The organism is Paraburkholderia sp., from assembly GCF_024281035.1.
GTDB lineage: Bacteria > Pseudomonadota > Gammaproteobacteria > Burkholderiales > Burkholderiaceae > Paraburkholderia.
Genome location: NZ_JAMXLH010000004.1, coordinates 17330 through 39902 on the forward strand (window position 1 = coordinate 17330; position 22573 = coordinate 39902).

General features: G+C 66.1%; 21 protein-coding genes. 13 read left to right on the top strand and 8 right to left on the bottom strand.

The annotated features are described in order from the left end of the window. Positions 1 to 79 precede the first annotated feature (79 nt). Complete coding sequence (locus tag Q0L30_RS00475) at positions 80 to 319, top strand: hypothetical protein (protein ID WP_296649764.1); 240 nt, start codon at positions 80 to 82, stop codon at positions 317 to 319. Between the two features lie 56 nt (positions 320 to 375). On the opposite strand, the gene rfaE2 is transcribed toward Q0L30_RS00475, so the two are convergent. The 6 genes from rfaE2 to Q0L30_RS00505 all read right to left on the bottom strand — a co-directional run bounded on the left by rfaE2 (position 376) and on the right by Q0L30_RS00505 (position 6404). Then, on the bottom strand, positions 376 to 861 hold the full coding sequence (gene rfaE2, locus Q0L30_RS00480) for a D-glycero-beta-D-manno-heptose 1-phosphate adenylyltransferase (protein WP_296649767.1): 486 nt from the start codon (positions 859 to 861) through the stop codon (positions 376 to 378). A gap of 142 nt (positions 862 to 1003) precedes the next feature. Further along, positions 1004 to 1876 carry a ferritin-like domain-containing protein gene (locus tag Q0L30_RS00485; protein WP_296649769.1) on the bottom strand — a complete coding sequence of 291 codons (873 nt, stop codon included), beginning with the start codon at positions 1874 to 1876 and terminating at the stop codon, positions 1004 to 1006. 474 nt (positions 1877 to 2350) lie between these two features. After that, positions 2351 to 3559, bottom strand: a complete 1209-nt coding sequence (locus Q0L30_RS00490; RefSeq protein WP_296649770.1) for a patatin-like phospholipase family protein — start codon at positions 3557 to 3559, stop codon at positions 2351 to 2353. Positions 3560 to 3615: 56 nt separating this feature from the next. Beyond that, positions 3616 to 4362 (bottom strand): PhaM family polyhydroxyalkanoate granule multifunctional regulatory protein, encoded by a 747-nt coding sequence (locus tag Q0L30_RS00495; protein ID WP_296649773.1) that lies wholly within the window; start codon positions 4360 to 4362, stop codon positions 3616 to 3618. A 147-nt stretch (positions 4363 to 4509) separates the two neighbouring features. Next, on the bottom strand, positions 4510 to 5364 hold the full coding sequence (locus Q0L30_RS00500) for an enoyl-CoA hydratase/isomerase family protein (protein WP_296649775.1): 855 nt from the start codon (positions 5362 to 5364) through the stop codon (positions 4510 to 4512). Between the two features lie 47 nt (positions 5365 to 5411). Beyond that, the gene (locus Q0L30_RS00505) at positions 5412 to 6404 is read right to left on the bottom strand and encodes a fumarylacetoacetate hydrolase family protein (RefSeq protein WP_296649776.1); all 993 of its coding nucleotides are present in this window, start codon (positions 6402 to 6404) and stop codon (positions 5412 to 5414) included. Positions 6405 to 6541: 137 nt separating this feature from the next. Here Q0L30_RS00505 and Q0L30_RS00510 point away from each other — a divergent pair, with 137 nt between their 5' ends. The 6 genes from Q0L30_RS00510 to Q0L30_RS00535 all read left to right on the top strand — a co-directional run bounded on the left by Q0L30_RS00510 (position 6542) and on the right by Q0L30_RS00535 (position 14103). Further along, a complete protein-coding gene (locus Q0L30_RS00510) occupies positions 6542 to 7972 on the top strand; it encodes a DUF3108 domain-containing protein (RefSeq protein ID WP_296649779.1) in 1431 nt (476 codons plus the stop codon). A gap of 412 nt (positions 7973 to 8384) precedes the next feature. Continuing rightward, on the top strand, positions 8385 to 9173 hold the full coding sequence (locus Q0L30_RS00515; protein WP_296649780.1) for an alpha/beta fold hydrolase: 789 nt from the start codon (positions 8385 to 8387) through the stop codon (positions 9171 to 9173). A 167-nt stretch (positions 9174 to 9340) separates the two neighbouring features. Next, complete coding sequence (locus Q0L30_RS00520) at positions 9341 to 9598, top strand: DUF3567 domain-containing protein (protein WP_296649782.1); 258 nt, start codon at positions 9341 to 9343, stop codon at positions 9596 to 9598. Between the two features lie 205 nt (positions 9599 to 9803). Then, positions 9804 to 10898: a homocysteine S-methyltransferase family protein gene (locus Q0L30_RS00525; RefSeq protein ID WP_296649784.1), complete on the top strand. Its 1095-nt coding sequence runs from the start codon at positions 9804 to 9806 to the stop codon at positions 10896 to 10898. A 30-nt stretch (positions 10899 to 10928) separates the two neighbouring features. Continuing rightward, complete coding sequence (gene metH, locus Q0L30_RS00530; protein ID WP_296649966.1) at positions 10929 to 13679, top strand: methionine synthase; 2751 nt, start codon at positions 10929 to 10931, stop codon at positions 13677 to 13679. 223 nt (positions 13680 to 13902) lie between these two features. Then, positions 13903 to 14103 (top strand): acid-shock protein, encoded by a 201-nt coding sequence (locus Q0L30_RS00535; RefSeq protein WP_296649785.1) that lies wholly within the window; start codon positions 13903 to 13905, stop codon positions 14101 to 14103. 128 nt (positions 14104 to 14231) lie between these two features. Here Q0L30_RS00535 and Q0L30_RS00540 read toward each other — a convergent pair whose 3' ends face one another. Further along, positions 14232 to 14558 carry a DUF1840 domain-containing protein gene (locus Q0L30_RS00540; protein WP_296649787.1) on the bottom strand — a complete coding sequence of 109 codons (327 nt, stop codon included), beginning with the start codon at positions 14556 to 14558 and terminating at the stop codon, positions 14232 to 14234. A gap of 306 nt (positions 14559 to 14864) precedes the next feature. Here Q0L30_RS00540 and argS point away from each other — a divergent pair, with 306 nt between their 5' ends. From argS to Q0L30_RS00570, 6 genes are all read left to right on the top strand, one after another. Next, positions 14865 to 16649 carry an arginine--tRNA ligase gene (gene argS, locus Q0L30_RS00545; protein ID WP_296649788.1) on the top strand — a complete coding sequence of 595 codons (1785 nt, stop codon included), beginning with the start codon at positions 14865 to 14867 and terminating at the stop codon, positions 16647 to 16649. A gap of 161 nt (positions 16650 to 16810) precedes the next feature. Next, on the top strand, positions 16811 to 17602 hold the full coding sequence (locus tag Q0L30_RS00550; protein WP_296649790.1) for an SPOR domain-containing protein: 792 nt from the start codon (positions 16811 to 16813) through the stop codon (positions 17600 to 17602). Between the two features lie 129 nt (positions 17603 to 17731). After that, complete coding sequence (locus Q0L30_RS00555) at positions 17732 to 18370, top strand: thiol:disulfide interchange protein DsbA/DsbL (RefSeq protein WP_296649792.1); 639 nt, start codon at positions 17732 to 17734, stop codon at positions 18368 to 18370. A 16-nt stretch (positions 18371 to 18386) separates the two neighbouring features. Further along, positions 18387 to 19163: an SDR family oxidoreductase gene (locus tag Q0L30_RS00560; RefSeq protein WP_296649793.1), complete on the top strand. Its 777-nt coding sequence runs from the start codon at positions 18387 to 18389 to the stop codon at positions 19161 to 19163. A gap of 206 nt (positions 19164 to 19369) precedes the next feature. Beyond that, positions 19370 to 21010 carry an ABC transporter substrate-binding protein gene (locus tag Q0L30_RS00565; protein WP_296649795.1) on the top strand — a complete coding sequence of 547 codons (1641 nt, stop codon included), beginning with the start codon at positions 19370 to 19372 and terminating at the stop codon, positions 21008 to 21010. 366 nt (positions 21011 to 21376) lie between these two features. After that, the gene (locus tag Q0L30_RS00570) at positions 21377 to 21658 is read left to right on the top strand and encodes a hypothetical protein (protein ID WP_296649797.1); all 282 of its coding nucleotides are present in this window, start codon (positions 21377 to 21379) and stop codon (positions 21656 to 21658) included. Between the two features lie 120 nt (positions 21659 to 21778). Here the strand turns inward: Q0L30_RS00570 and fabI are convergent, their stop codons facing one another. Further along, complete coding sequence (gene fabI, locus Q0L30_RS00575; RefSeq protein ID WP_296649799.1) at positions 21779 to 22558, bottom strand: enoyl-ACP reductase FabI; 780 nt, start codon at positions 22556 to 22558, stop codon at positions 21779 to 21781. Between the last annotated feature and the right edge of the window lie 15 nt (positions 22559 to 22573).

Here is a 22573-nt window from a genome sequence, read left to right on the forward strand (position 1 = left end):
AAGGGAAAAAGCGAAGAAACGAGCGCCGCGCGCGACCCGCGCGGCGCGCTGATTAACGATATCGACGGAGCCTCACACGATGCTGCGCTGGCTGATCGCCATCCTGATTCTTGCCAACCTCGCCGCGTTCGCGGCAATTTCCGGCGTATTCGGCCCGACGCCCGCGTCGGGCATGCGCGTGAGCCACCCGCTGAACCGGCAGATCCATCCCGAACGGCTCACCGTGCGGCCGATCCTGGCGTCCGAATCGCTCGATGTGCCGCTGGTGGGCGGCCCCATTGCGGAACCGCCCGTGGAAGCCTCTTCACTTTCGCAATAAGCGGCGCAATGCGCGCAGTCAGCGCACGCGGTGCACATACCCTTTGCGTGCGGCGCTCAGTCTTGCTGCGCGCGCACCTTCTTGAGCAGCTTCGTCGTCGAGCGATCGTGCTCGAACGGAATCGCGAGCGCCGTTCCGCCCCAGCCGCGCACGAGCGCCGATTCGGGTAGCGCGTCCATATCGTAGTCGCCGCCCTTCACGAGCACGTCGGGGCGCAGCGCCCCAATCAGTTCGACCGGCGTGCGCTCGCCGAAACACACGACCCAGTCCACGCTCTCCAGCGCCGCGAGCAGCGCCATGCGATCGTTTTCCGTGTTGATCGGCCGGTCGTCGCCCTTGCCGAGCATGCGCACCGATGCATCGCTATTCACGCCGACAATCAGCGTCGCGCCCAGCGCCTTCGCGTCGGCGAGATAGGTCACGTGGCCGCGATGAAGGATGTCGAAGACGCCGTTGGTGAAAACCACCGGCGCGACGAGCGTCGGGCGCAGTTGCGCGAGCGCCTCGCGCGTCGTGATCTTGCGTTCGAAGGATGCGGGCATCGAAGAGAACTCGATAAAGAAAGGCCAACGAGAAAGGCCGACCGGAAAGGCCAACGGAAACGGCCCGGCGCGCTAACGTGCCGGGCCGTCGTGAATTCGCGCCGCACGCCGGCCGGGCCGGGCGGCGGCGCATGGTCGGGCGTCAGGCGGGTTGTTGCCCCGTGCCTTGTTCGGCCTGCAGGCGCAACGTCACTTCCTTGCGATAGCGGTTCAGTTCCTGCGCCGTGGTGAACGTGCGCTCGAACAGGATCGACAGGTTGTGGAGGATACGCTCGATGACCTTCTTTTCCCAGCCGTCGTCGAAGCGGATCTGCTCGTCGAGCCAGCGCTCGAGCCATTCCGGATCGGGCAGACGCGACTGCACCGTATCGCGCGGGAAGAGCGACTGGTTCACGTGCAGGTTGGTCGGGTGCAGCGGCTTGTCGGTGCGGCGCGCCGAGGCCATCAGCACGCCGATCTTCGCGAACGCCGCGCGTGCGGCATCGCCGAAGTTCGTGAGCGCCTTCTTCATGTAGCGCAGGTAGGCGCCGCCGTGGCGCGCTTCGTCGCGCGAGATGGTTTCGTAGATGGCCTTGATGACCGGCTCCGTGTGCCATTCGGCAGCGCGGCGATACCAGTGGTTCAGGCGGATTTCACCGCAGAAGTGCAGCATCAGCGTTTCGAGCGGCGGCGCCGGATCGAACTCGAAGCGCACCGCGTGCAGTTCGTCTTCGGTCGGCACGAGTTCCGGCCTGAAGCGGCGCAGGTACTCCATCAGCACGAGCGCATGCTTTTGCTCCTCGAAGAACCACACGCTCATGAACGCGGAAAAGTCGCTGTCGTCATGGTTGTCGCGCAGGAACATCTCGGTGGCCGGCAGCGCCGACCATTCCGTGATGGCGTTCATCTTGATTGTTTGGGCCTGCTCGTCGGTGAGGAGCGACGCGTCGAATTTGTCCCAGGGAATGTCCTTCTCCATGTCCCATCGGACCGATTCGAGCGATTTGTAAAGTTCCGGATAAAGCATCGTGTTCATAGTCCCGCCCCTGATCTGCGCATGACGTGCGCATGACGATTTCGTAGCGTGCCGCGCGCTGCGTTGAATCACGCGGCGCGCAGGCGAAAGCTTTCGATTTTACGCGGTAATCGGCCGCCCAGACGCGCGCCGCAGCAGTCTCGCGCCTGCCGCAAGGCGATCCGCGATGTCCGGATGAAAGGTTCGCTGTCGAGCCTGCGCGTCGACCCTGGACGCAGACACCATTCCTGAAACCCCGCTGCCGGTGCATCCGCCGGGCATCGTTCACGTCGCCGGGCTTGCCTGACACCCTTGTTTGACACCCGGCCAGCCGCTGCTGCAAACACCATGCGACATATTGCCGCACCACTGCCGTCTGTCGTGTCCAGAACACACCCGGCTTCCAGTATGAAGTGGGCGCGAAGTGGACAAAATCACGCCAAACAACGTCCAAAACAGCCGAAAAACCTTACATCAGCATAGCATGCAGACCTTTCAGCCCCGGCGCGCAGCCTCTGGGCGGACCGGTTCGCCACCTGCAGGAGGTTTGAGCCAGGTCAATAGCACCTCGCGCTGCGCGAGCGTGTCCTGATAGCCGAGTTCAATCAGTTCGCAGGTAAACGCCCGCTCGAACAGGAGGTAGCTCGCGAATGCGGCCCCCGAAGCGCGATTGCCGCCCACGGCGCCCAGCAGCATGCGCACCGACGCGGGCAATTCCAGCAGATGCCGCGCGGCGATCAATTCGATGCGCCTGCGCGGCGCGATCGTCAGGACGTCGACGTGATGCCAGGCGCTCTCGGGTTCGACCGTGTGCGGCAGCTGCAGCACCACCCGGTTGATGTGCTCGAGGCGCTCGATATCGGCGCCGAGCGAATCGAGGAACACGCTCGCGAGCACCTGCTGGCCGATCTGCGCGAGCGACGGATAGACGTCGATGTCGGGGCGCGCGGCGGGCACCTCGGGCGACGGCGCGCCGGCACCGATCACGACGATGCGCCGTGCGCCGAAGTGAATGGCGGGACTGAGCGGCGCGATCTGGCGAATCGAACCGTCGCCGAAATATTCGTGGCGGCCGTCGAGTTCGAGTCGCACGGCGGGAAACACATACGGAATCGACGCCGACGCGAGCAGATGCGCGGGCGTGAGCGCCACCATGCGCGCCGTGCGCTGGGCGCGGCGCCAGGCGCTGATCGGCTCGCTGGCCTGATAAAAGGTCAGATGCCGCCCCGACGAATAACTGATCGCCGTGACGGCGAGCGCGTGCAGACGCCGCTCGTCGAGCATCTGCTCGATGCGGTGAAAGTTCATCGTGCGCGCGAGCAGGTGTTCGAGCGGCCCGTTGTCGAGCAGCGTGCGCGGCATGCGGCGCGCCGCGAAGCCGAACGTGGCCCAGCCGAACGCGAGCGCCGCGAGCCAGCGCGCGCCCGCTGCGGCGACGCCTGGCCAGTCCGTGCGATAGACCTGATCGGCGGTGATGTTCGACCAGACGTCGACGAGGCGCGCCGCGCCCTGCGCGAAATGGTCCGCGTGACTGGCGATCGACGTCGCGTTGATCGCCCCGGCCGAGGTGCCGCAGATGACCGTGAACGGCATCTCGCGGCGCTCGGGCGCGGCTTCCTGCGCAAGCTCGGCAAGGGCGCGCAGCGCGCCGGCCTGGTAGGCCGCGCGTGCGCCTCCGCCCATCATCACGAGCGCAAGCCGCATGATGCCGACGCTCCCCGTGTGCGCTCTCGCGCAGGTTCAACCGTGCGCCGCGCGCCTCACTCGGGCTGCACCGGCGCCTTCTTCGTGCCGCGCGGCGCGGACGTCTTGCCCGCGCTGCGCTTCGCCGCGGGCTTGGCGGCGGCGTCCGCGCTCGCCTGCGCCGCCGCCGTGGCGGCTGCCGTCGCGGCTGCCGTAGCGGCTTCCTGAGCAGCCTCGGCCGCAGCCGCGGGCTGCGTCATGGCGAACTGCGCAAGCTGATTGAATTGCGACTGGAGCATGTTCCACCACGCGGAGGCGTCGAAGCCCGGCGGCTGTGCGCCGTCCTCTCCGGCCGCCTCGGCCGCGGGCGGCGGCTCGGGCGCGGCCTTCGCACCGGCGTGCGCCGAAGTGTTCGCCGACGCGTGCGACGAGGCGCTCTCCGACGAGGAGGACGACGAGGACGGCGACATCTGCGACTGCGCGAACGCGCCGAACGCGCGCAGCGTCGAGAGCGTGGCGCGCTGCACTTCGAGCGCCTGGATCGACGACTGCAGCATGCTCAGGTTCAGCTTGAGCCATTGCTCGACGGCGCGCAGATCGGTGATGCGCTTGTCCAGTTCTTCGATATTGGTGAGCGGGGCCATCATGTCGGACATCATCGACAGCGACGGCCCGAAGCCCTGCGCCATGCCCGGCTCGCTGCCCGGAAACGCGCTGCCGAAGGGCGTGAGGCGCATCATCCCCCACATGCGATCGAGCATTTCGGCGGGCGGGAAACCGGGGAAGCCCGGGAACGGCGGCACTGAGCCTGCTGGGTCGGTCATGCGGATCTCCTCGCACGGTTGGAGGTCAAGTGAGAACACTGGTGTCCGATCATACCCCGCAGACCGTGCCGTGCGCGATGCCCCGCGCCCGCGTCCGCCAGCCTGCCCTTTATTGACGTTGTGGACGTTGTCGACGTTGAGCGGACATCAAGGGCCGAACAGGTCGGCAGAAGGATCGCCGAACGGATCGCCCCCGGGAAAATCCGGCGCGCGCCGCTCGCGCAGCGACTTCACGCCCTCGTGCACATCCGGCCCCGCGAAGCCCATGAATTCGAGCGCGAGCGACGTGTCGAAAGTCGGTCCGGCCATGCGCAGCCAGTTGTTGAGCGCGTATTTGGTCCAGCGCACGGCGGTCTGCGAGCCGTTCGCGAGCCGCGCAGCCACCTCGAACGCCTTCGGCAGCAGGTCGCTTTCGTCGACCGCCAGCGAGACGAGGCCGATGCGCTCCGCCTCCTCGCCGCTCACCGGCTCGCACAGCAGCAGGTAGTACTTCGCCTTCGCCATGCCGCACAGCAACGGCCACACGATCGCCGCATGATCGCCCGCGGCGACGCCCAGGCGCGTATGACCGTCGATGATGCGCGCGGTCTTCGCCGCAATCGAGATGTCGGCGAGCAGGCCCGCGACAAGCCCCGCGCCCACGGCCGGGCCGTGCATCGCCGAAACGACCGGTTTGCTGCAATTGATCACGTTGTAGACGAGGTCGCGCGCCTCGCGCCACACGCGCGCGCGCACGTCGAAATGCGTGGCCATGTCCTCGACGAGCTGCAGATCGCCGCCCGCCGAAAAACCCTTGCCCTCGCCGCGGATCAGCGCAACGCGCGCATCGGGATCGCGGTCCACGTCGCGCCAGATTTGCGCGAGTTCGCGGTGCATGTCGGCGTTCGCGGTCGCGAGCGCGCTCTTGTTCGCGCCTTCGCCGCTCATCACGATTTCGACGATGCCGTGCTCGTGCCGCTGCACACGCAGGGCGCGATAGCGGGCGTAGAAGGGATCGTTCATGCGCGGGTTCTCCTTGCTTCGGATGGCTGACGACTTTTAAGCCACGCTCATGCCGCTTCATGCAGCGGCGCGACCGCCTGGTCGATCGCACCGAAAATCGACTTGCCTGCCGCGTCGAGCATCTCGATCTTCACCGTATCGCCGAACTTCATGAATTCCGTGCTCGCTTCGCCGTGCTCGATCGTTTCGAGGCAGCGCTTTTCGGCGATGCAGCAGTAGCCGCGCTTCGCGTCCTTGTTCGAGACCGTGCCCGAACCGACGATCGCGCCCGCACGCAGATTGCGCGTCTTCGCCGCGTGTGCGATCAGCTGGCCGAAGTGGAACACCATGTCCGTGCCCGCGTCGGGCTGGCCGACCTTCTTCCCGTTCCAGTGAACCAGCATCGGCAGATGCACGCGGCCCTCGCGCCAGTGCTCGCCGAGTTCGTCGGGCGTCACCGCGACGGGCGCGAACGACGTGGCCGGCTTGCTCTGGAAAAAGCCGAAACCCTTCGCGAGTTCCGCGGGAATCAGGTGGCGCAACGACACGTCGTTGGCGAGCGTGACGAGGCGCACCGCCTTGAGCGCGCCCTCGGGCGTGGTGCCCATCGGCACGTCGCCGGTGATCACCGCCACCTCGGCCTCGAAGTCGATGCCGAACGCTTCGGACGCGCACACGATGTCGTCGGCGGGGCCGATGAAGTCGTCGCTGCCGCCCTGGTACATGAGCGGATCGGTCCAGAACTCGGGCGGCATTTCGGCGCCGCGCGCGCGGCGCACGAGTTCGACGTGGTTCACATACGCCGAGCCGTCCGCCCATTGATAGGCGCGCGGCAGCGGCGCCATGCAGTTGCGCGCATCGAAACTGAAGCTGTTGCGCTCGCGGCCATGGTTGAGCGCATCGTAGAGATCGAGCAGTTGCGGCGCGTAAAAGCGCCAGTCGTCGAGCACGCGTTGCAGCGTAGGCGCGATCGTGTCGGCGATGGCGGCGGTGCGCAGGTCGCGGGAGACGACGATCAATTGGCCGTCGCGCGTGCCGTCCTTCAGCGTGGCGAGTTTCATAAAAGCGGGCGTTGTTCGTATGACGATGGAGGAAATGTATTCTACGATGGTGAATCGGCCCGGCCCAAGAGGACTCAAGCGGGCCCGAGCGCGCCATGTCACAGTAACGTTCATCCTATACCGCCCCATTCCAGCCGATGCCGACCGCCACCGCCCCGATCCGCCCCGAGCGAACCGGCTCCGACCAGCCGCGCAGCGCGCGCGCGTGGCGCTGGGTGGCGGTATTCATCGCGGTAGCGATCCTGCACGGGCTCGCCGTGGGGTGGTTCGAGCGGCACCGCGATGTGGCGCCGCCTGCGTCCGCCGCGCACGTGCCGGTTCAGGTTGCGCTGCTCAAGCCCGCGCGCATCGAACGCGAAGCACCGCCCGCAACAGCCGCCGCCGCGCCGAAACCGGCCACGCACCGCGTGCGCCACACGCCGCACGACGCGCATGCGCTCCATGCCATTACGCCGCCTGGGCCGCACCGACCGCCCCGGCCGCATCCCAAGGTCCCGGCCGAACCGCCCGCATCGAGCGCAGCCGCCACCACCGCGCCGTCCGACGACGCTGCCGCCAGCAGCGCAGCAGCAAGCGCCAGCCCGGGCGGCAGTACGAATGCCGCGTCGGACAACGGCAATACGCCGTCGGCGCCCGCGGCGAGCGCATCGCATGGCGTGAAGTTCTCGGTCCCGCCCTCGGGCGACCTGCAGTACGACACGTTCTACAACGGCGTGCGCAACCAGCCGGGCACGATCCACTGGAAGAGCGACGCGCAGCACTACGAGATGGTGGTGTCGGTGCCGCTGCCGTTCGTGGGTACGTTGAGCTGGACGAGCCGCGGTCGTGTGGACGCGTTCGGCCTCGCGCCGGACCAGTACATCGAAAAGCGCGGCCATCGCCCCTCGGACGTGACGGTCTTCAACCGCAACGACAAGCAGATCGTGTTCACGCGCACGCCGAACTCGCTCGCGTTGCCCGACGGCGCACAGGATCGCTTCAGCATGGTCATGCAACTCGCGAGTCTCGTTCGCGGCGACCCAGGCACGTACCAGCCCGGCGTCACGCGCGCGTTCTACGTCGCCGACAACGATAGCGGCGAAGACTGGCCCGTGACGACGATCGGCGACGAAACCGTGCAGACGAACCACGGCTTCGTGACGGCCCGCCACTTCATGCGGCTGCCGCGCCACGAAGGCGACAAGCGGCGCATCGACGTGTGGCTCGCGCCGTCGCTCGACTGGCTGCCGGTGCGGCTCGTGCAGACCGAACCCAACGGCACCGAATTCGAGTTGCTGTGGCGCGGCGCGCTGGCGTCGCCTGCATCGAACGAAGCGAGCAAACCCGGCAGCGGCGACGTAGCCGGCGACGTAGCCGGCGACACGGCCAGCGCCGCCGCGCCCGCGATGGACACGGCGCCAGCCGACGCATCGGCCACGGCGCCCGGCGACACGGCGTCCGAACCATCGGCACCGCCCGCCGCATCCGAACCGGTTGCACCCGCGCCCGCCGCATCAGAACCGGTTGCGCCCTCGTCCGCCGCGACGACGCCGCAGCCGCCAGACAGCGAAGCGCCCACGCAGCCTTGAGTTTGTGAATCCCGCAAGCGCGCCGGGCAAAACAAGCCGGTAACACACGCTCACAAACGCGCGTCGCCAGTCGGCCCACGTTCCGGCAAGCATGCGGGAAATAGCGCATACTCGGTTCACTGAAAGCGAGCTTTATCGACCGCAACGTTCGTGCACCGTTCGTCATGAAGCCGCGCATCCTGAAGCGCCCTGAAGCGCTCCGCGGCACTTCGCGCGCTGTCCTTCGTGAAGCTAAGAGCAGACAAAAGATCGAGGCACGCCGTTCAACCCTGGTTCGAGGACCGCATTCAGCACCGCAGCGCAATTCGTCCCGCGTATGTTCGATGCGCGCGGGTTGCTCCACCAGCGTGACGTTCACGCAGCACCTCGCAAACCGCCTGACTTCCTGCCCCGCAACGTGAAGGAGGAAACCATGCAAGTGAGCGTCAACGGCATCGACACGCACTACGTCCTCGACGCGCGCAGCGGCGGTCCTTCGCTCACGTTCGTGCATCAGCTCGGCGGCGATCTCACTGTGTGGGACGCGCTGGCCGGTCACTTCCGGCATCGCTACAACGTGCTGCGCTACGACGTGCGCGGTCACGGCGCGAGCGCCGTTTCGCGCGAAGCGTTCGGCTTCGCACAGCTAGCCGCCGATCTCGGCGCGATCCTCGATGCAAACAGCGTAACGACGACGCACCTCGTCGGCGTGTCGATGGGCGGCATGATCGCGCAACAGTTCGCAATCGAGTATCCGTCACGCGTGCTCTCGCTCACGCTGTGCGACACGTCGAGCCGCACGCCGCACGAAGCGCACACGATGTGGACCGAGCGCGCCGCGCTCGTGCGCCGCGAAGGCACGGCGGTGCTCGCGAGCGCGACGATGGAGCGCTGGTTCACGCCCGATTTCCGCCGCATGCACGGCGACACGGTCGAGCAAATTTGTGACGTTTTATTACGCACAGCTTCGGAAGGCTATGCAATGGCGTGCGAGGCGCTACGCGAATTCGACGTGCACGAGCGGCTCGCGCAACTGCGCATGCCCGTGCTCGCAGTCGCCGGACGATACGACAGCGGCACGCCGGTTGCGCTTACGCAGGCGCTCGCCCTGGCCATCGCGGGCGCGCGTTTCGAGGTCCTCGATGCGGCACATCTGGCCCCTGTAGAGGAATCGCATCGATTCACGGCGTTGCTTGAAACGTTTTTGCGGCAGTCGGTCTAACAGCTACGACTGAAGGAGGGAGCAGCAGGAGAAGGCGGAAAGAAAAGGCCGAGTAGTACTGAAGAGCGGCTGAAGTGTGGTGATGCAGGCCCACTTGAATTCCAGAACGAACGCTCCATTTATGCCGGTAAGGATGCGAGGGAGCACAGGAAAAAAGGAGTGTCGCCATGCAAATGATCTACAACAGTCAGAACTATTGCGTTGTCGAGTTCCCGCCGCAAGACGGGCACGTCGTCATGAGTTCGGGCGGCTATGAAATCGTCGACAAAAACGCGCGCCGCGAGATCTTCATCGAAGGCGCGCTGGCGGCGAGTTTTCGCGAGCACGTGCAAAAGCTCATTGAGGAAGAGCCGTCGCTCGACGAGGTCGACGAGTTCCTCGGACAGTTCGACAGTCTCATGCAGCAACCGGTGGTGCTTCACTAACCTCGCGCACAGGCGGCACTCGAGCACACGCTCAGGGAACCCCGTCCGCTTCGGCGGACGGGGTTTTGCTTTTTGGGCCCGCCGTGCAGCGTGCTTCTCAGCATGACTTGCAGCGTGCTCCGCAGCGACCGACGGATCTGCCCGTCAGCCGCTACAATAACGGGTTCTCCCCCCGTTCAACCGGCATCCAGCCCGCGCGCACCCCATGAACCAGCCTGCCGATAACGTCTCCAGCACCGCCGCCGCCCGCACGGACGAGCGCGCCGTGCCCGCCCAGTACACGCGCGGCGCCGCCTTGCCCGCGCTCCTCGCGTCGCGCATCCTGATCCTCGACGGCGCGATGGGCACGATGATCCAGCGCTACAAGCTCGACGAAGCCGCGTATCGCGGCGAGCGCTTCAAGGATTTCCCGCGCGACATCAAGGGCAACAACGAACTGCTCTCGATCACGCAGCCGCAGATCATCCGCGAGATTCACGAGCAGTATCTCGCCGCCGGCGCCTACATCATCGAGACCAACACGTTCGGCGCGACGACCGTCGCCCAGGCCGACTACGGCATGGAAGACCTCGTCGACGAGATGAACCTCGCATCCGCGAAGCTTGCGCGTGCCGCATGCGACCAGTACTCGAGCCCGGACAAGCCGCGCTTCGTCGCGGGCGCGATCGGACCGACGCCGAAGACCGCGAGCATCTCGCCGGACGTGAACGATCCGGGCGCGCGCAACATTACCTTCGAGGGACTGCGCACCGCGTACTACCAGCAGGCGAAGGCGCTGATGGACGGCGGCTGCGACCTGTTCCTCGTCGAGACGATCTTCGACACGCTCAACGCGAAGGCCGCGCTCTTCGCACTCGACGAGCTGTTCGAAGACACCGGCATGGTCCTGCCGATCATGATCTCGGGCACCGTCACCGACGCATCGGGCCGCATTCTCTCGGGCCAGACCGTCGAGGCGTTCTGGAACTCGCTGCGTCACGCGAAGCCGCTCACGTTCGGCCTGAACTGCGCGCTCGGTGCGGCGCTGATGCGCCCGTACATCGCCGAGCTTGCCAAGCTGTGCGACACGTATGTGTCGTGCTATCCGAACGCGGGCCTGCCCAATCCGATGAGCGACACCGGCTTCGACGAAACGCCCGCGGACACGTCGGGCCTGCTCAGGGAATTCGCCTCGGCCGGTCTCGTGAACGTCGCGGGCGGCTGCTGCGGCACGACGCCCGATCACATCGCCGCGATCGCGAAGGCGCTCGCCGACGTCAAGCCGCGCCGCTGGCCCGGCCAGTATCGCGACGCCGCCTGAACCCACGTACAGCTGCAAAGCGCCTCGCCCATTCAAGACAACCTGACGATCCGGTCCCACGCCATGACTGACCACACCTTGCGACTCTCCGGCCTCGAACCCTTCAACGTCAACGAAGGCTCGCTCTTCATCAACGTGGGCGAGCGCACGAACGTAACAGGCTCGAAGGCATTCGCGCGGATGATCCTGAACGGCCAGTTCGACGAGGCGCTCGCGGTGGCGCGCCAGCAGGTCGAAAACGGCGCGCAGGTCATCGACGTCAACATGGACGAAGCCATGCTCGACTCGAAGGCGGCGATGGTGCGCTTCATGAACCTCATCGCGTCCGAGCCCGACATCGCCCGCGTGCCGATCATGATCGACTCCTCGAAGTGGGAAGTGATCGAAGCGGGCCTGCAATGCGTGCAGGGCAAGGCGATCGTCAATTCGATCTCGCTGAAGGAGGGCAAGGAGCAGTTCGTTCATCACGCGAAGCGCATTCGCCGCTACGGCGCGGCGGCGGTCGTGATGGCCTTCGACGAACAAGGCCAGGCCGACACGTTCGAGCGCAAGACCATGATCTGCAAGCGCTCCTACGAGATCCTCGTGAACGAAGCGGGCTTCGCGCCCGAGGACATCATCTTCGACCCGAACATTTTCGCCGTGGCGACGGGCATCGAAGAGCACAACAATTACGCCGTCGACTTCATCGAAGCGACGCGCTGGATCAAGCAGAACCTGCCGTACGCGAAGGTGAGCGGCGGCGTCTCGAACGTGTCGTTCTCGTTCCGCGGCAACGACCCGGTGCGCGAGGCGATTCACACCGTGTTCCTCTACTACGCCATCCAGGCGGGCATGGACATGGGCATCGTCAACGCGGGCCAGCTCGGCGTGTATGCCGATCTCGATCCCGAGCTGCGCGAGCGCGTGGAAGACGTGGTGCTCAACCGCCGCGCCGACGCGACCGACCGCCTGCTCGAAATCGCCGACAAGTTCAAGGCCGGCGCCGCGAAGAAGGAAGAGAACCTCGAGTGGCGCAACCAGGCCGTCGAGAAGCGCCTTGCGCACGCGCTCGTGCACGGCATCACGAATTTCATCGTCGAGGACACCGAAGAAGCGCGCCAGAAGATCATGGGCGGCGGCGGGCGGCCGATCAGCGTGATCGAAGGGCCGCTCATGGACGGCATGAACATCGTCGGCGACCTGTTCGGCCAGGGCAAGATGTTCCTGCCGCAGGTCGTCAAATCGGCGCGCGTGATGAAGCAGGCCGTGGCGCACCTGATTCCGTTCATCGAAGAAGAAAAGCGCCTGCTCGCCGAAGCGGGCGGCGACGTGCGCGCGAAGGGCAAGATCGTCGTCGCGACCGTGAAGGGCGACGTGCACGACATCGGCAAGAACATCGTGTCGGTCGTGCTCCAGTGCAACAACTTCGAAGTGGTCAACATGGGCGTGATGGTCCCGTGCAACGAGATCCTCGCGAAAGCGAAGGTCGAAGGCGCGGACATCATCGGGCTTTCCGGCCTCATCACGCCGTCGCTCGAAGAGATGGCCTATGTCGCGTCCGAAATGCAGCGCGACGACTACTTCCGCGTGAAGAAGATTCCGCTCCTGATTGGCGGCGCAACGACCTCGCGCGTGCATACCGCCGTGAAGATCGCGCCGCAGTACGAAGGGCCGGTGGTGTATGTGCCGGACGCGTCGCGCTCGGTGTCGGTCGCGTCGAGCCTGCTTTCGGATGAAGGCGCAACGAAGTACCTCGACGAACTCAAGAGCGACTACGACCGCATCCGCGTGCAGCACGCGAACAAGAAGACGCAGCCGCTCGTGACGCTCGAAGAAGCGCGCGCGAACAAGACGAAGATCGACTGGGCGAACTTCCAGCCCGTGAAGCCGAAGTTCATCGGCCGACGCGTGTTCAAGAACTTCGATCTGAACGAACTCGCGCAGTACATCGACTGGGGTCCGTTCTTCCAGACCTGGGATCTCGCGGGCAAGTACCCGCAGATTCTCAACGACGAGATCGTGGGCGAGTCGGCGCGCCGGGTGTTTTCGGACGGCAAGTCGATGCTCGCGCGCCTCATGCAGGGCCGCTGGCTCCAGGCGAACGGCGTGCTCGCGCTTCTGCCCGCGAACACGGTCAACGACGACGACATCGAGATCTACACCGACGAGTCGCGCAGCGAAGTGGCGCTCACGTGGCGCAGTCTGCGCCAGCAAACGGTGCGTCCGGTGGTGGACGGCGTGATGCGCCCGAACCGCTCCCTTGCCGACTTCATCGCACCGAAGGAATCGGGCGTGGCCGACTACATCGGCATGTTCGCGGTGACGGCGGGCATCGGCGTGAACGTGAAGGAAGCACAGTTCCAGAAGGACAACGACGACTACAGCGCGATCATGCTCAAGTCGCTCGCGGACCGCTTCGCGGAAGCGTTCGCCGAAGCGCTGCACGCGCGCGTGCGCCGCGACCTGTGGGGCTACGCGGCGAGCGAGACGCTCGACAACGACGCGCTCATCGCCGAAAAATACGCGGGCATCCGCCCGGCGCCAGGCTATCCGGCCTGCCCGGACCACCTCGTGAAGCGCGACATGTTCGACGTGCTCCAGGCGAACGAGGTCGGCATGAGCGTGACCGAATCGCTCGCGATGCTGCCCGCTGCGAGCGTCTCGGGCTTCTATCTCGCGCATCCGGACAGCAAGTACTTCTCGGTGGGCAAGATCGGCGCCGATCAGCTCGCCGACTACGCGCGCAGAATGTCCCTCTCCGATCAGGACGCGCGCCGCGCACTCGCGCCGCTGCTTTGACGCAGGCATTCGCGCGGCGGCCGGTTCGAATTTCGGTCGCCGCGTCGGTCGCCGCGCGGAATATTTCTCGCGTGCGACTTTCCCGCCCGGCAAGACGCGTCGGCAATACCATAGCCACAGGCCCGCAGGGCCGATCCGGCCCGACCCGGGCCCACCCAGCCCCATCCAGCCCAATAGTCAGCCAGTCCCTGACAACAACTATCACTATCGACGGAGAAATCGTATGAAGAAGCTGACGTTGATGTTGACCGCCTTCGGCGTCGCGGCCCTCGCGCAGCCGTCTCTCGCACAGCCGGCCGCGCCACAGGAAGCGAGCGCCGTGTCGTCGTACTCGGCGCCCACCGTCAAGCACGTGAAAAAACCGAAGAAGATGAAGGCGAAGCACGGCGCGGCCGCGGCTGCACCCGAGGCCGCCAGCCAGTAAGCGAGTTTCTCGCCCTCACGTGCAGCATCATGTGGCACGCACAAAAAAAGAGCCCGCGCGATGCGGGCTCTTCGTTTTCGTGCTGGTTCAGGAACGGCAGGCGCGGCCGGAAACGGCCTTACGCGCGATCAAATCCCCCAGACGATGTCGTTCTGTTCCGTACGCGCCGCGCGCAGCATGTCGAGGAACGGAAACGCGCGCTGGGCGAGACCGACCGGCACTTCGTGGTGCGCGTGGTCGTCTTCGGTTTCGTGGAAATGGCCCTCGTGCTCCGCGCGTTCCTTCTTGTCGGAGACGATGGCCTCTTCGAGCTTCGTGATCGCCGCATCGAGTTCGTCGTGCGTGATCACGCCGCGTGGCGCGAGCCGCTTGCCGATGATGCCGAGCAGATACTGGGCGAGGTTCTCCAGCATCGTGACATCGGGTGCCGCATGGCATTTGAAGGTAACCAGCATGACAATTCCCCCTTTGATTTTTTGGGGTCCACGCGTTTCGGCCCGCAGACCGCAAAAGCCCGCAAACGAGCGGCCAGCGAGCCCATCCCGGCAAGGACCCCGCGCGGCAGCCGCCTGAAGGCAGCGCCCGCCCTTGCAGGGCATCTCATTGCACATATTAGCACCTGCTAAAATCCGTCTGAACGGAATTACCCGCAAGGCGCGCCCGGCAAGGCGCAGGCCGGTTTCACGCCCACCGCGCGACGGTCCGCGACGGCCCACGCCATCGGAAAGCACCCAACTACCCGCACAGGACCTGCAACAAGCATGCTGCCCGCACAGAAACACACGCTGGAGACCCTGCTCGCCGACGCCGTCGGCCAGGTGACGAAGGCGCTCGAAGGCGCCGCCGAATCGGCATTCGTCGTACCCGCCATCACGCTCGAGCGCCCGAAAGTGGCCGCACACGGCGATGTCGCGTGCAACGTCGCGATGCAGCTCGCCAAGCCGCTGCGCGCCAACCCGCGCCAGCTCGCGCAACAGATCGTCACCGCCGCGCTCGCGCTGCCCGCCGCGGCAGGTCTCATCGAAGCCGCCGAAATCGCCGGCCCGGGCTTCATCAATCTGCGCCTCACCGCCGACGCCAAGCGCGCGGCAATCGGCGCCGTGTTCGCCGAAGGTGAAACATTCGGCCGCTCGCAGCGCGAAGCGGGCAAGCGCGTGCTCGTCGAATTCGTGTCCGCGAACCCCACGGGACCGCTGCACGTCGGCCACGGCCGCCAGGCCGCGCTCGGCGACGCGATCTCGAACGTGCTCGCCTCGCAGGGCTACGCCGTGCACCGCGAGTTCTACTACAACGACGCGGGCGTGCAGATCCAGAATCTCGCCGTCTCGACCCAGGCGCGCGCGCGCGGCCTGAAGCCGGGCGACGCCGAGTGGCCCGAAGCGGCGTACAACGGCGAGTACATCGCCGACATCGCCCGCGACTATCTGGAAGGTGCAACGGTCGCCGCGAAAGACGGCGAGCCGGTGAAGGGCGCGCAGGATCCGGCGGATCTCGAAGCGATCCGCCGTTTCGCCGTGGCATACCTGCGCCACGAGCAGGATCTGGATCTGCAGGCGTTCGGCGTGAAATTCGACCGCTACTACCTCGAATCGTCGCTCTACACGGAAGGCCGCGTGGAGAAGACCGTCGAAGCGCTGGTCGCCTCGGGCGAGACCTACGAGCAGGACGGCGCGCTGTGGCTCAAGACCACGGACTACGACGACGACAAGGACCGCGTGATGCGCAAGTCCGACGGCACCTATACGTACTTCCTGCCGGACGTCGCCTACCACGTCACCAAGTGGGAACGCGGCTTCACGAAGGTCATCAACGTGCAGGGCTCGGACCACCACGGCACGATCGCACGCGTGCGCGCGGGCCTGCAGGCACTCGGCGTCGGCATTCCGAAGGGCTACCCCGACTACGTGCTGCACAAAATGGTCACGGTGATGCGCGACGGCCAGGAAGTGAAGATCTCGAAGCGCGCGGGCAGCTACGTGACGGTGCGCGATCTGATCGAATGGTCGGGCGGCGCCAATCCGGGCAGCGAAGTCTCGCCCGATCTGCTCGACGAGGCCACGGTCCGGCGCGGGCGCGACGCCGTGCGCTTCTTCCTGATCTCGCGTAAGGCCGACACCGAATTCGTGTTCGACATCGACCTCGCGCTCAAGCAAAACGACGAAAATCCGGTGTATTACGTGCAGTACGCGCACGCGCGGATCTCGTCCATCCTGAACGACTGGCAGGCGAAACACGGCGGCAACCTCGCCGCGCTGCCGCAGGTCGATCTCGCGCCGCTGTCGAGCGAGCGCGCGCTTGCGCTGATCGCGAAGCTCGCCGAGTTCCCCGACATGCTCACGCACGCCGCCGCCGAACTCGCGCCGCACGCCGTCGCGTTCTACCTGCGCGAACTCGCCGCAGAGTTTCACTCGTTCTACAATGCCGAACGTGTACTCGTCGACGATGCCGCCGAGCGCGACGCCCGCGTCACCCTGCTCGCGGCCACGCGCCAGGTGCTCGCGAACGGGCTGGCCGTGATCGGCGTGTCCGCGCCCGAGCGCATGTAACTGGCATCGAAGCGGACTTTGAAGCAGGACTTTGAAGCAGGCCTCGAAGCCCGCTTTGAAGCGGACCTCGAGCGAGCGACACGCGACGCGATATGCATGGGGCCGTCCGCACCACGCGGGCGGCCATTCCAGGACTCCCTTGTTTGCAGGTGATTCAGACGATGGCACAACCGCGCCGCACTTCAAAACAGCAGTCGAAGCAGTCTGGGGGTACGTTTCTCGGTGTCGTGCTAGGCCTGATTGTCGGCCTTGCGATTGCAGTGGTCGTAGCGCTCTACATCACGCGCACGCCCACGCCGTTCGTCTCGAAGGTCGCGCCTCCGGCCGCCTCCGACGCGAGCCAGGCCGACGCCCAATACGACCCGAACCGCGCGCTGCAGGGCAAGTCGCCTGGCCAGCCGGTCCCGCAGGCCGCGCAGGTCACGCCGCCCAACACCGCGCCGGGCCAGAGCGCCAATCCGTCGCAGGCCGCGGGCATGCTCCAGGAGCCGCAGATCGTCGAAGTGCCGCCGTCAGGCATGCCGACCGATAACGCATCGGCTGCCGCGAACGGCGTCGCCGTGCCGCCGCGGCCCGCCATCGCCGAGAAAAAGCCGCAGCCGGCAAGCAACCCCGCGCAGATCCTCGCGAACAACGAGCCGCAAAAGCCCGCAACGGGCATTCCCACGCCGGCCGCGAAATTCGCGCCGGGCGCGCCGTCCGCCGCCGAGGCGAATACGGGCTATTTCCTCCAGGTGGGCGCGTACAAGACCTCCGCCGACGCCGAGCAGCAGCGCGCGCGTCTGGCGTTCCAGGGCTTCGAGTCGAAGGTCACCCAGCGCGATGCGGGCGGTATCACGTACTATCGTGTCCGCATCGGGCCATTCACGAAGTTCGACGACATGAACTCCACGCGTCAACGGCTGTCTGACGCGGGCATCGATACAGCCGTTATCCGCTTCACGAAGCAGTAACCCAGGCGCCCGCCGCAGCATGCGGGCAACTTGCAACGCATGACCCGCACACCGGAGCCTGCAGTGTGCGAGCGTGCGGTACAGCACAGCGCCGGCGTCGCCGGCCACGTCAACGTAGATCAACAAGACATGAAACGACTTCTTGGTTCGCTTTTGCTTTCGCTTTCGATGATCGCCGGGGTCGCCCACGCCTCGCCCGCCGCGCCGGTCGCCAACAAGGACTACATCGTCCTCGCCGGACAGCAGCCGCTCAGCGTGCCCGCGGGCAAGATCGAAGTCATCGAATTCATGTGGTACGGCTGCCCGCACTGCAACGCATTCGACCCGTACCTCGAAGCGTGGGCGAAGAAGCAAGGTCCGGACGTCGTGTTCCGGCGCATCCCGGTCGCATTCCGCGACGACTTCATTCCGCACTCGAAGATGTTCTACGCGCTCGACGCGCTCGGCCTCGTGCAGAAACTCACGCCGGCCATCTTCCATGAAATCCACGTGAACAAGAACTACCTGCTCACGCCGGAAGACCAGGCCAGGTTCCTCGCGACCCAGGGCGTCGATACGAAGAAGTTCATGGACGCGTACAACTCGTTCTCGACGCAATCCGCCCTTCAGCGCGACAAGGAAGTGATCAGCGCGTACAAGATCGAAGGCGTGCCGACGCTCGCCGTGCAGGGCAAGTACGAAACAGGCCCGGAACAGGCCGGCACGCTGACGGGCGCGATCCAGGTGCTCGATTTCCTCGTCACGCAGGTCCGCGCGAAGAAGATGTAAGCCGCGGCGCGCCGGTATGAGTCAACCGTTGAAGGTCTTCATCACCGGCGCGTCGAGCGGCATCGGCGCCGCGCTCGCCGCCGAATACGCGCGGCGCGGCGCCATCCTCGGGCTCGTTGCGCGCCGCGCCGACGCCCTCGCCAGCTTCCAGCAGTCCCACCCGCACTCCTCCGTCTCCCTCTATTGCGCCGACGTACGCGACGCCGATGCGCTCGCCGACGCCGCGCGCGCGTTCATCGAAGCGCACGGCCTGCCGGACGTCGTGATCGCCAACGCGGGCGTGAGCCAGGGCGCGATCACCGGCCACGGCGACCTCGCGACTTTTCGCGACGTGATGGACACCAACTACTTCGGTATGGTCGCCACCTTCGAACCGTTCGCCGCCGCGATGACTGCGGCGCGGCACGGCACGCTCGTCGGCATTGCGAGCGTGGCCGGCGTGCGCGGGCTGCCGGGTTCGGGCGCATACAGCGCGTCGAAGGCCGCGGCGCTCGCCTACCTCGAAGCGCTGCGCGTCGAGATGCGGCCGTTCGGCGTGAGCGTCGTCACGATCGCGCCCGGCTATATCCGCACGCCGATGACGGACAAAAATCCGTATCCCATGCCGTTCCTGATGGACGTCGACCGTTTCACCGCCAAGTCCACCGAAGCGATTGCGCGCGGCACGCCGTTCGCGATCTTTCCGTGGCCGATGCGCGTGGCCGCCGCGTTGCTGCGCATGCTGCCGCGCTGGCTCTACGACCGCGTGTTCGAGCGCGCTCCCCGCAAGCCGCGCGCCGCCGCCGACCACTGAACGGCACGCACGCGCACGCGTACTGCGTGCCGCCCGGGCGCGGTGCGTTTTGCGTACTGCCGCCGCACGATCGCACCTTCGTACGCGCCATGCGGAGTCATTGGTTGTCTCGGCAATTTCCCTTCGATAAGCTTTCCCCCATCGGGCCGTCCCGCGCACCCCATGCACCGCGCCCCCGAACGCTACCGCAGACAACCGGAGATCCCATGCGCCTCACCTCACTTGTCCCTGCGCCCGGCGCGCTGCGCGCCATTGCCTCGCTCGCCGGCTGGCTGACCGTCTGCGGCGCACTCGCCTGCGCGGCCGCGCCCGCAGGCGCAAAAGCGCTGACCGTCTGCACCGAGTCGAGCCCTGACGGCTTCGACGTCGTGCAGTTCAACTCGCTCGTGACGACCAACGCGTCCGCCGACGTGATCTTCAATTCGCTCGTCTCGTACGACGAGGCCGCGAAGAAGGTCGTGCCCGCGCTCGCCGACAAGTGGACCGTGAGCGCCGACGGCCTCACCTATACGTTCCATCTGCGCCCCAACGTGCAGTTCCAGACGACTGCATGGTTCAAGCCCGCGCGAGCGCTGAACGCCGACGACGTCGTCTTCACCTTCGAGCGCATGCTCGACCCGAACCATCCGTGGCACAAGGTGGCGGGCGCGAGCGGCTTTCCGCATGCACAGTCGATGGGACTGACTAAGCTCGTCAAGTCGGTTTCGAAGGTCGACGACAGCACGGTCCGGTTCGAACTGACCGAGCCGAACGCAACGTTCCTCTCGATCCTGACGATGGGCTTCGCGTCGATCTATTCCGCCGGGTACGCGGACCAGCTCCAGAAGGCGGGCAAGGAAACCGACCTCAACGCGAAGCCCGTGGGCACGGGCCCGTTCATGCTGAAGAGCTACACGAAGGACGCGCTGATCCGCTATGACATGAACCCCGCGTACTGGGGACCGAAGCCGAAGGTGGACCATCTGATCTACGCGATCACGCCCGACGCCGCCGTGCGCGCGCAGAAGGTGAAGGCAGGCGAATGCCAGATTGCGCTGTCGCCGAAGCCCCAGGACGTCGCGGCGGCAAAGGCCGACAAGGCGCTGCGCGTGGTCGAGACGCCTGCCTTCATGACCGCATTCGTCGCGTTGAACACGCAGAAAAAGCCGCTCGACAACCAGAAGGTGCGTCAGGCGCTGAACATGGCATTCGACCGCACGAGCTACCTGAAGACCGTATTCGACAATACGGCGACGCCCGCAACGAATCCGTGGCCGCCGATCACCTGGGGCTACGCGCACGATGTTCAGCCGTATCCGTATGACCCGGCGAAAGCGAAGCAGCTGCTCGCCGACGCGGGCTACCCGAGCGGCTTCTCGACGACGATCTGGGTGCGCCCGAACGGCAGCGTGCTCAATCCGAATCCGCGCGTGGGCGCCGAGCTGCTGCAGGCCGACTTTGCGAAGATCGGCGTAAAGGCTCAGATCAAGGTGATCGAGTGGGGCGAGCTGATCAAGGAAGCGAAGCAGGGCCAGCACGACACGCTGTTCATGGGCTGGGCGGGCGACAACGGCGATCCGGACAACTACCTCTCGCCGCTCTTTAGCTGCAACGCGGTGAAGTCGGGCATCAACTTCGCGCGCTTTTGCGATCCGCAACTCGACAAGCTGATCGCCGACGGCAAGACCACCGCGAATCAGGCCGAGCGCACGAAGCTTTACGAAGCGGCGCAGAAGATCATCCGCGATCAGGCGCTGTGGATTCCGCTCGGCTATCCGACCGCCGCGGCGATCACGCGCACCTACGTGAGCGGCTATCGCGTGAGCCCGTTCGGACGCCAGAACTTCGCGGACGTCGCAGTGCAGTAATCGCTCACCGGCCCGCTCGCCTTCTGTAAATGGCGGGCGGATCGGCATTTCAGGGCCGTTACAACGATTACACGAGGGGCCCGTGTTATTACGGGCTCTTACTGTCAACGGCGTGCAAACGGCGCATGCGGCGCGTTTTCCGCGCGCCGTGCGCCGCCCGGAAAACCCGTTGCACGGTCCACCATCGGCGTGGCGGCGTCATGCGGCGCGACGCGCGTCGAAGCGTGCACGTCGCAGCGCGGCGCGCCTCGCGAGCGCGCACGCTGGAACAATTAGCCCAACAATGTTGCACTTTGGTAACTCAAGGCGAAGCGCGCTCCATTAGATTGAAGCCATGCAATCTTTCCTTCACCGAAGGGGGCTTCAATGAAAACGAAACTGCTTGCTGCTGTCGGCGCCGGTGCCTTGATCCTTGTCGCATCCCAATCCGCGATGGCGGGTGTGTCGGTCGGCCTGAACTTCGGCATACCCGCGCCCGTGTACGTCGCGCCTGCTCCGGTGTATGCGCCGCCTCCGGCCGTCGTCGCGTATCAGCCGGTTGGCGTCGTGGCGCCCGCCCTCTACGTCGGCTGGCACGGCGACCGCTACTGGGACGGCCGCCGCTGGGCAGGCCACCGCGGTCGCTATGAGCGTCGCGGCTGGTACTGAGCGCGGCCAACCGGTCAGCGACCGGTCAGCGGCGAACCAACGCAACAAAAAGCCTCGCGCGTTCAACGTGCGAGGCTTTTTTCGTTTTGCCGACTTCTGACGAGCACTGCGGCGCGCTGCTCACGCCATGATGTGTGCGCCACCATCGATGTAGATGGTATTGCCGCTCATGCGGCGCGCGTAGCGCGTGGCGAGCCAGGCGGTGGCGTAGCCCACATCCATGATGTCGACGAGTTCGCCGAGCGGCGCGCGATCGACTGCGTCGGCGAGCATGCGGTCGAAGTCGGGCAAGCCTGACGCCGCGCGCGTCTTGAGCGGTCCCGGCGAGATCGCGTGCACGCGGATACCGGCCGGCCCGAGTTCGTAGGCAAGGTAGCGGCACGACGCTTCGAGCGCGGCTTTCACCGGACCCATGAGGCTGTAGTTGGGCACGACCCGGTTCGCGCCGTCGTAGCTCATCGCGAACAGCGTGCCGCCGCGCGGCATCAGCGGCGCGGCGCGCTTCGCCATGCGGATGAACGAGTGGCACGAGATGTCCATCGCATGCGCGAAGCCCTGCGCCGACGATTCGAGCAGGCCGCCCTGCAGATCGGCCTTCGGCGCGTCGGCGATCGAGTGCAGCACGATGTCGAGCGTGCCCCACGTTGCGCGGATCGCGTCGAAGACGGCGTCCATCTGCGCATCGTCTTCGACATTGAGCGGCAGCAGCAACTGCGCATCGAGTCCGTGCGCGAGCGGCTCGACATGGGGCTTCGCCTTGTCGTTCAGATACGTCAGCGCGAGTTGCGCACCGAGGTCGGCGAAGGCGCGCGCGCAACCGTAGGCGATCGATTCGGCGTTCGCGACGCCCGTCACGAGCGCACGCATGCCGGCGAGCGGGCGGTCGGAAAGTGTCTGCATGGCTTGCCTCCGTGG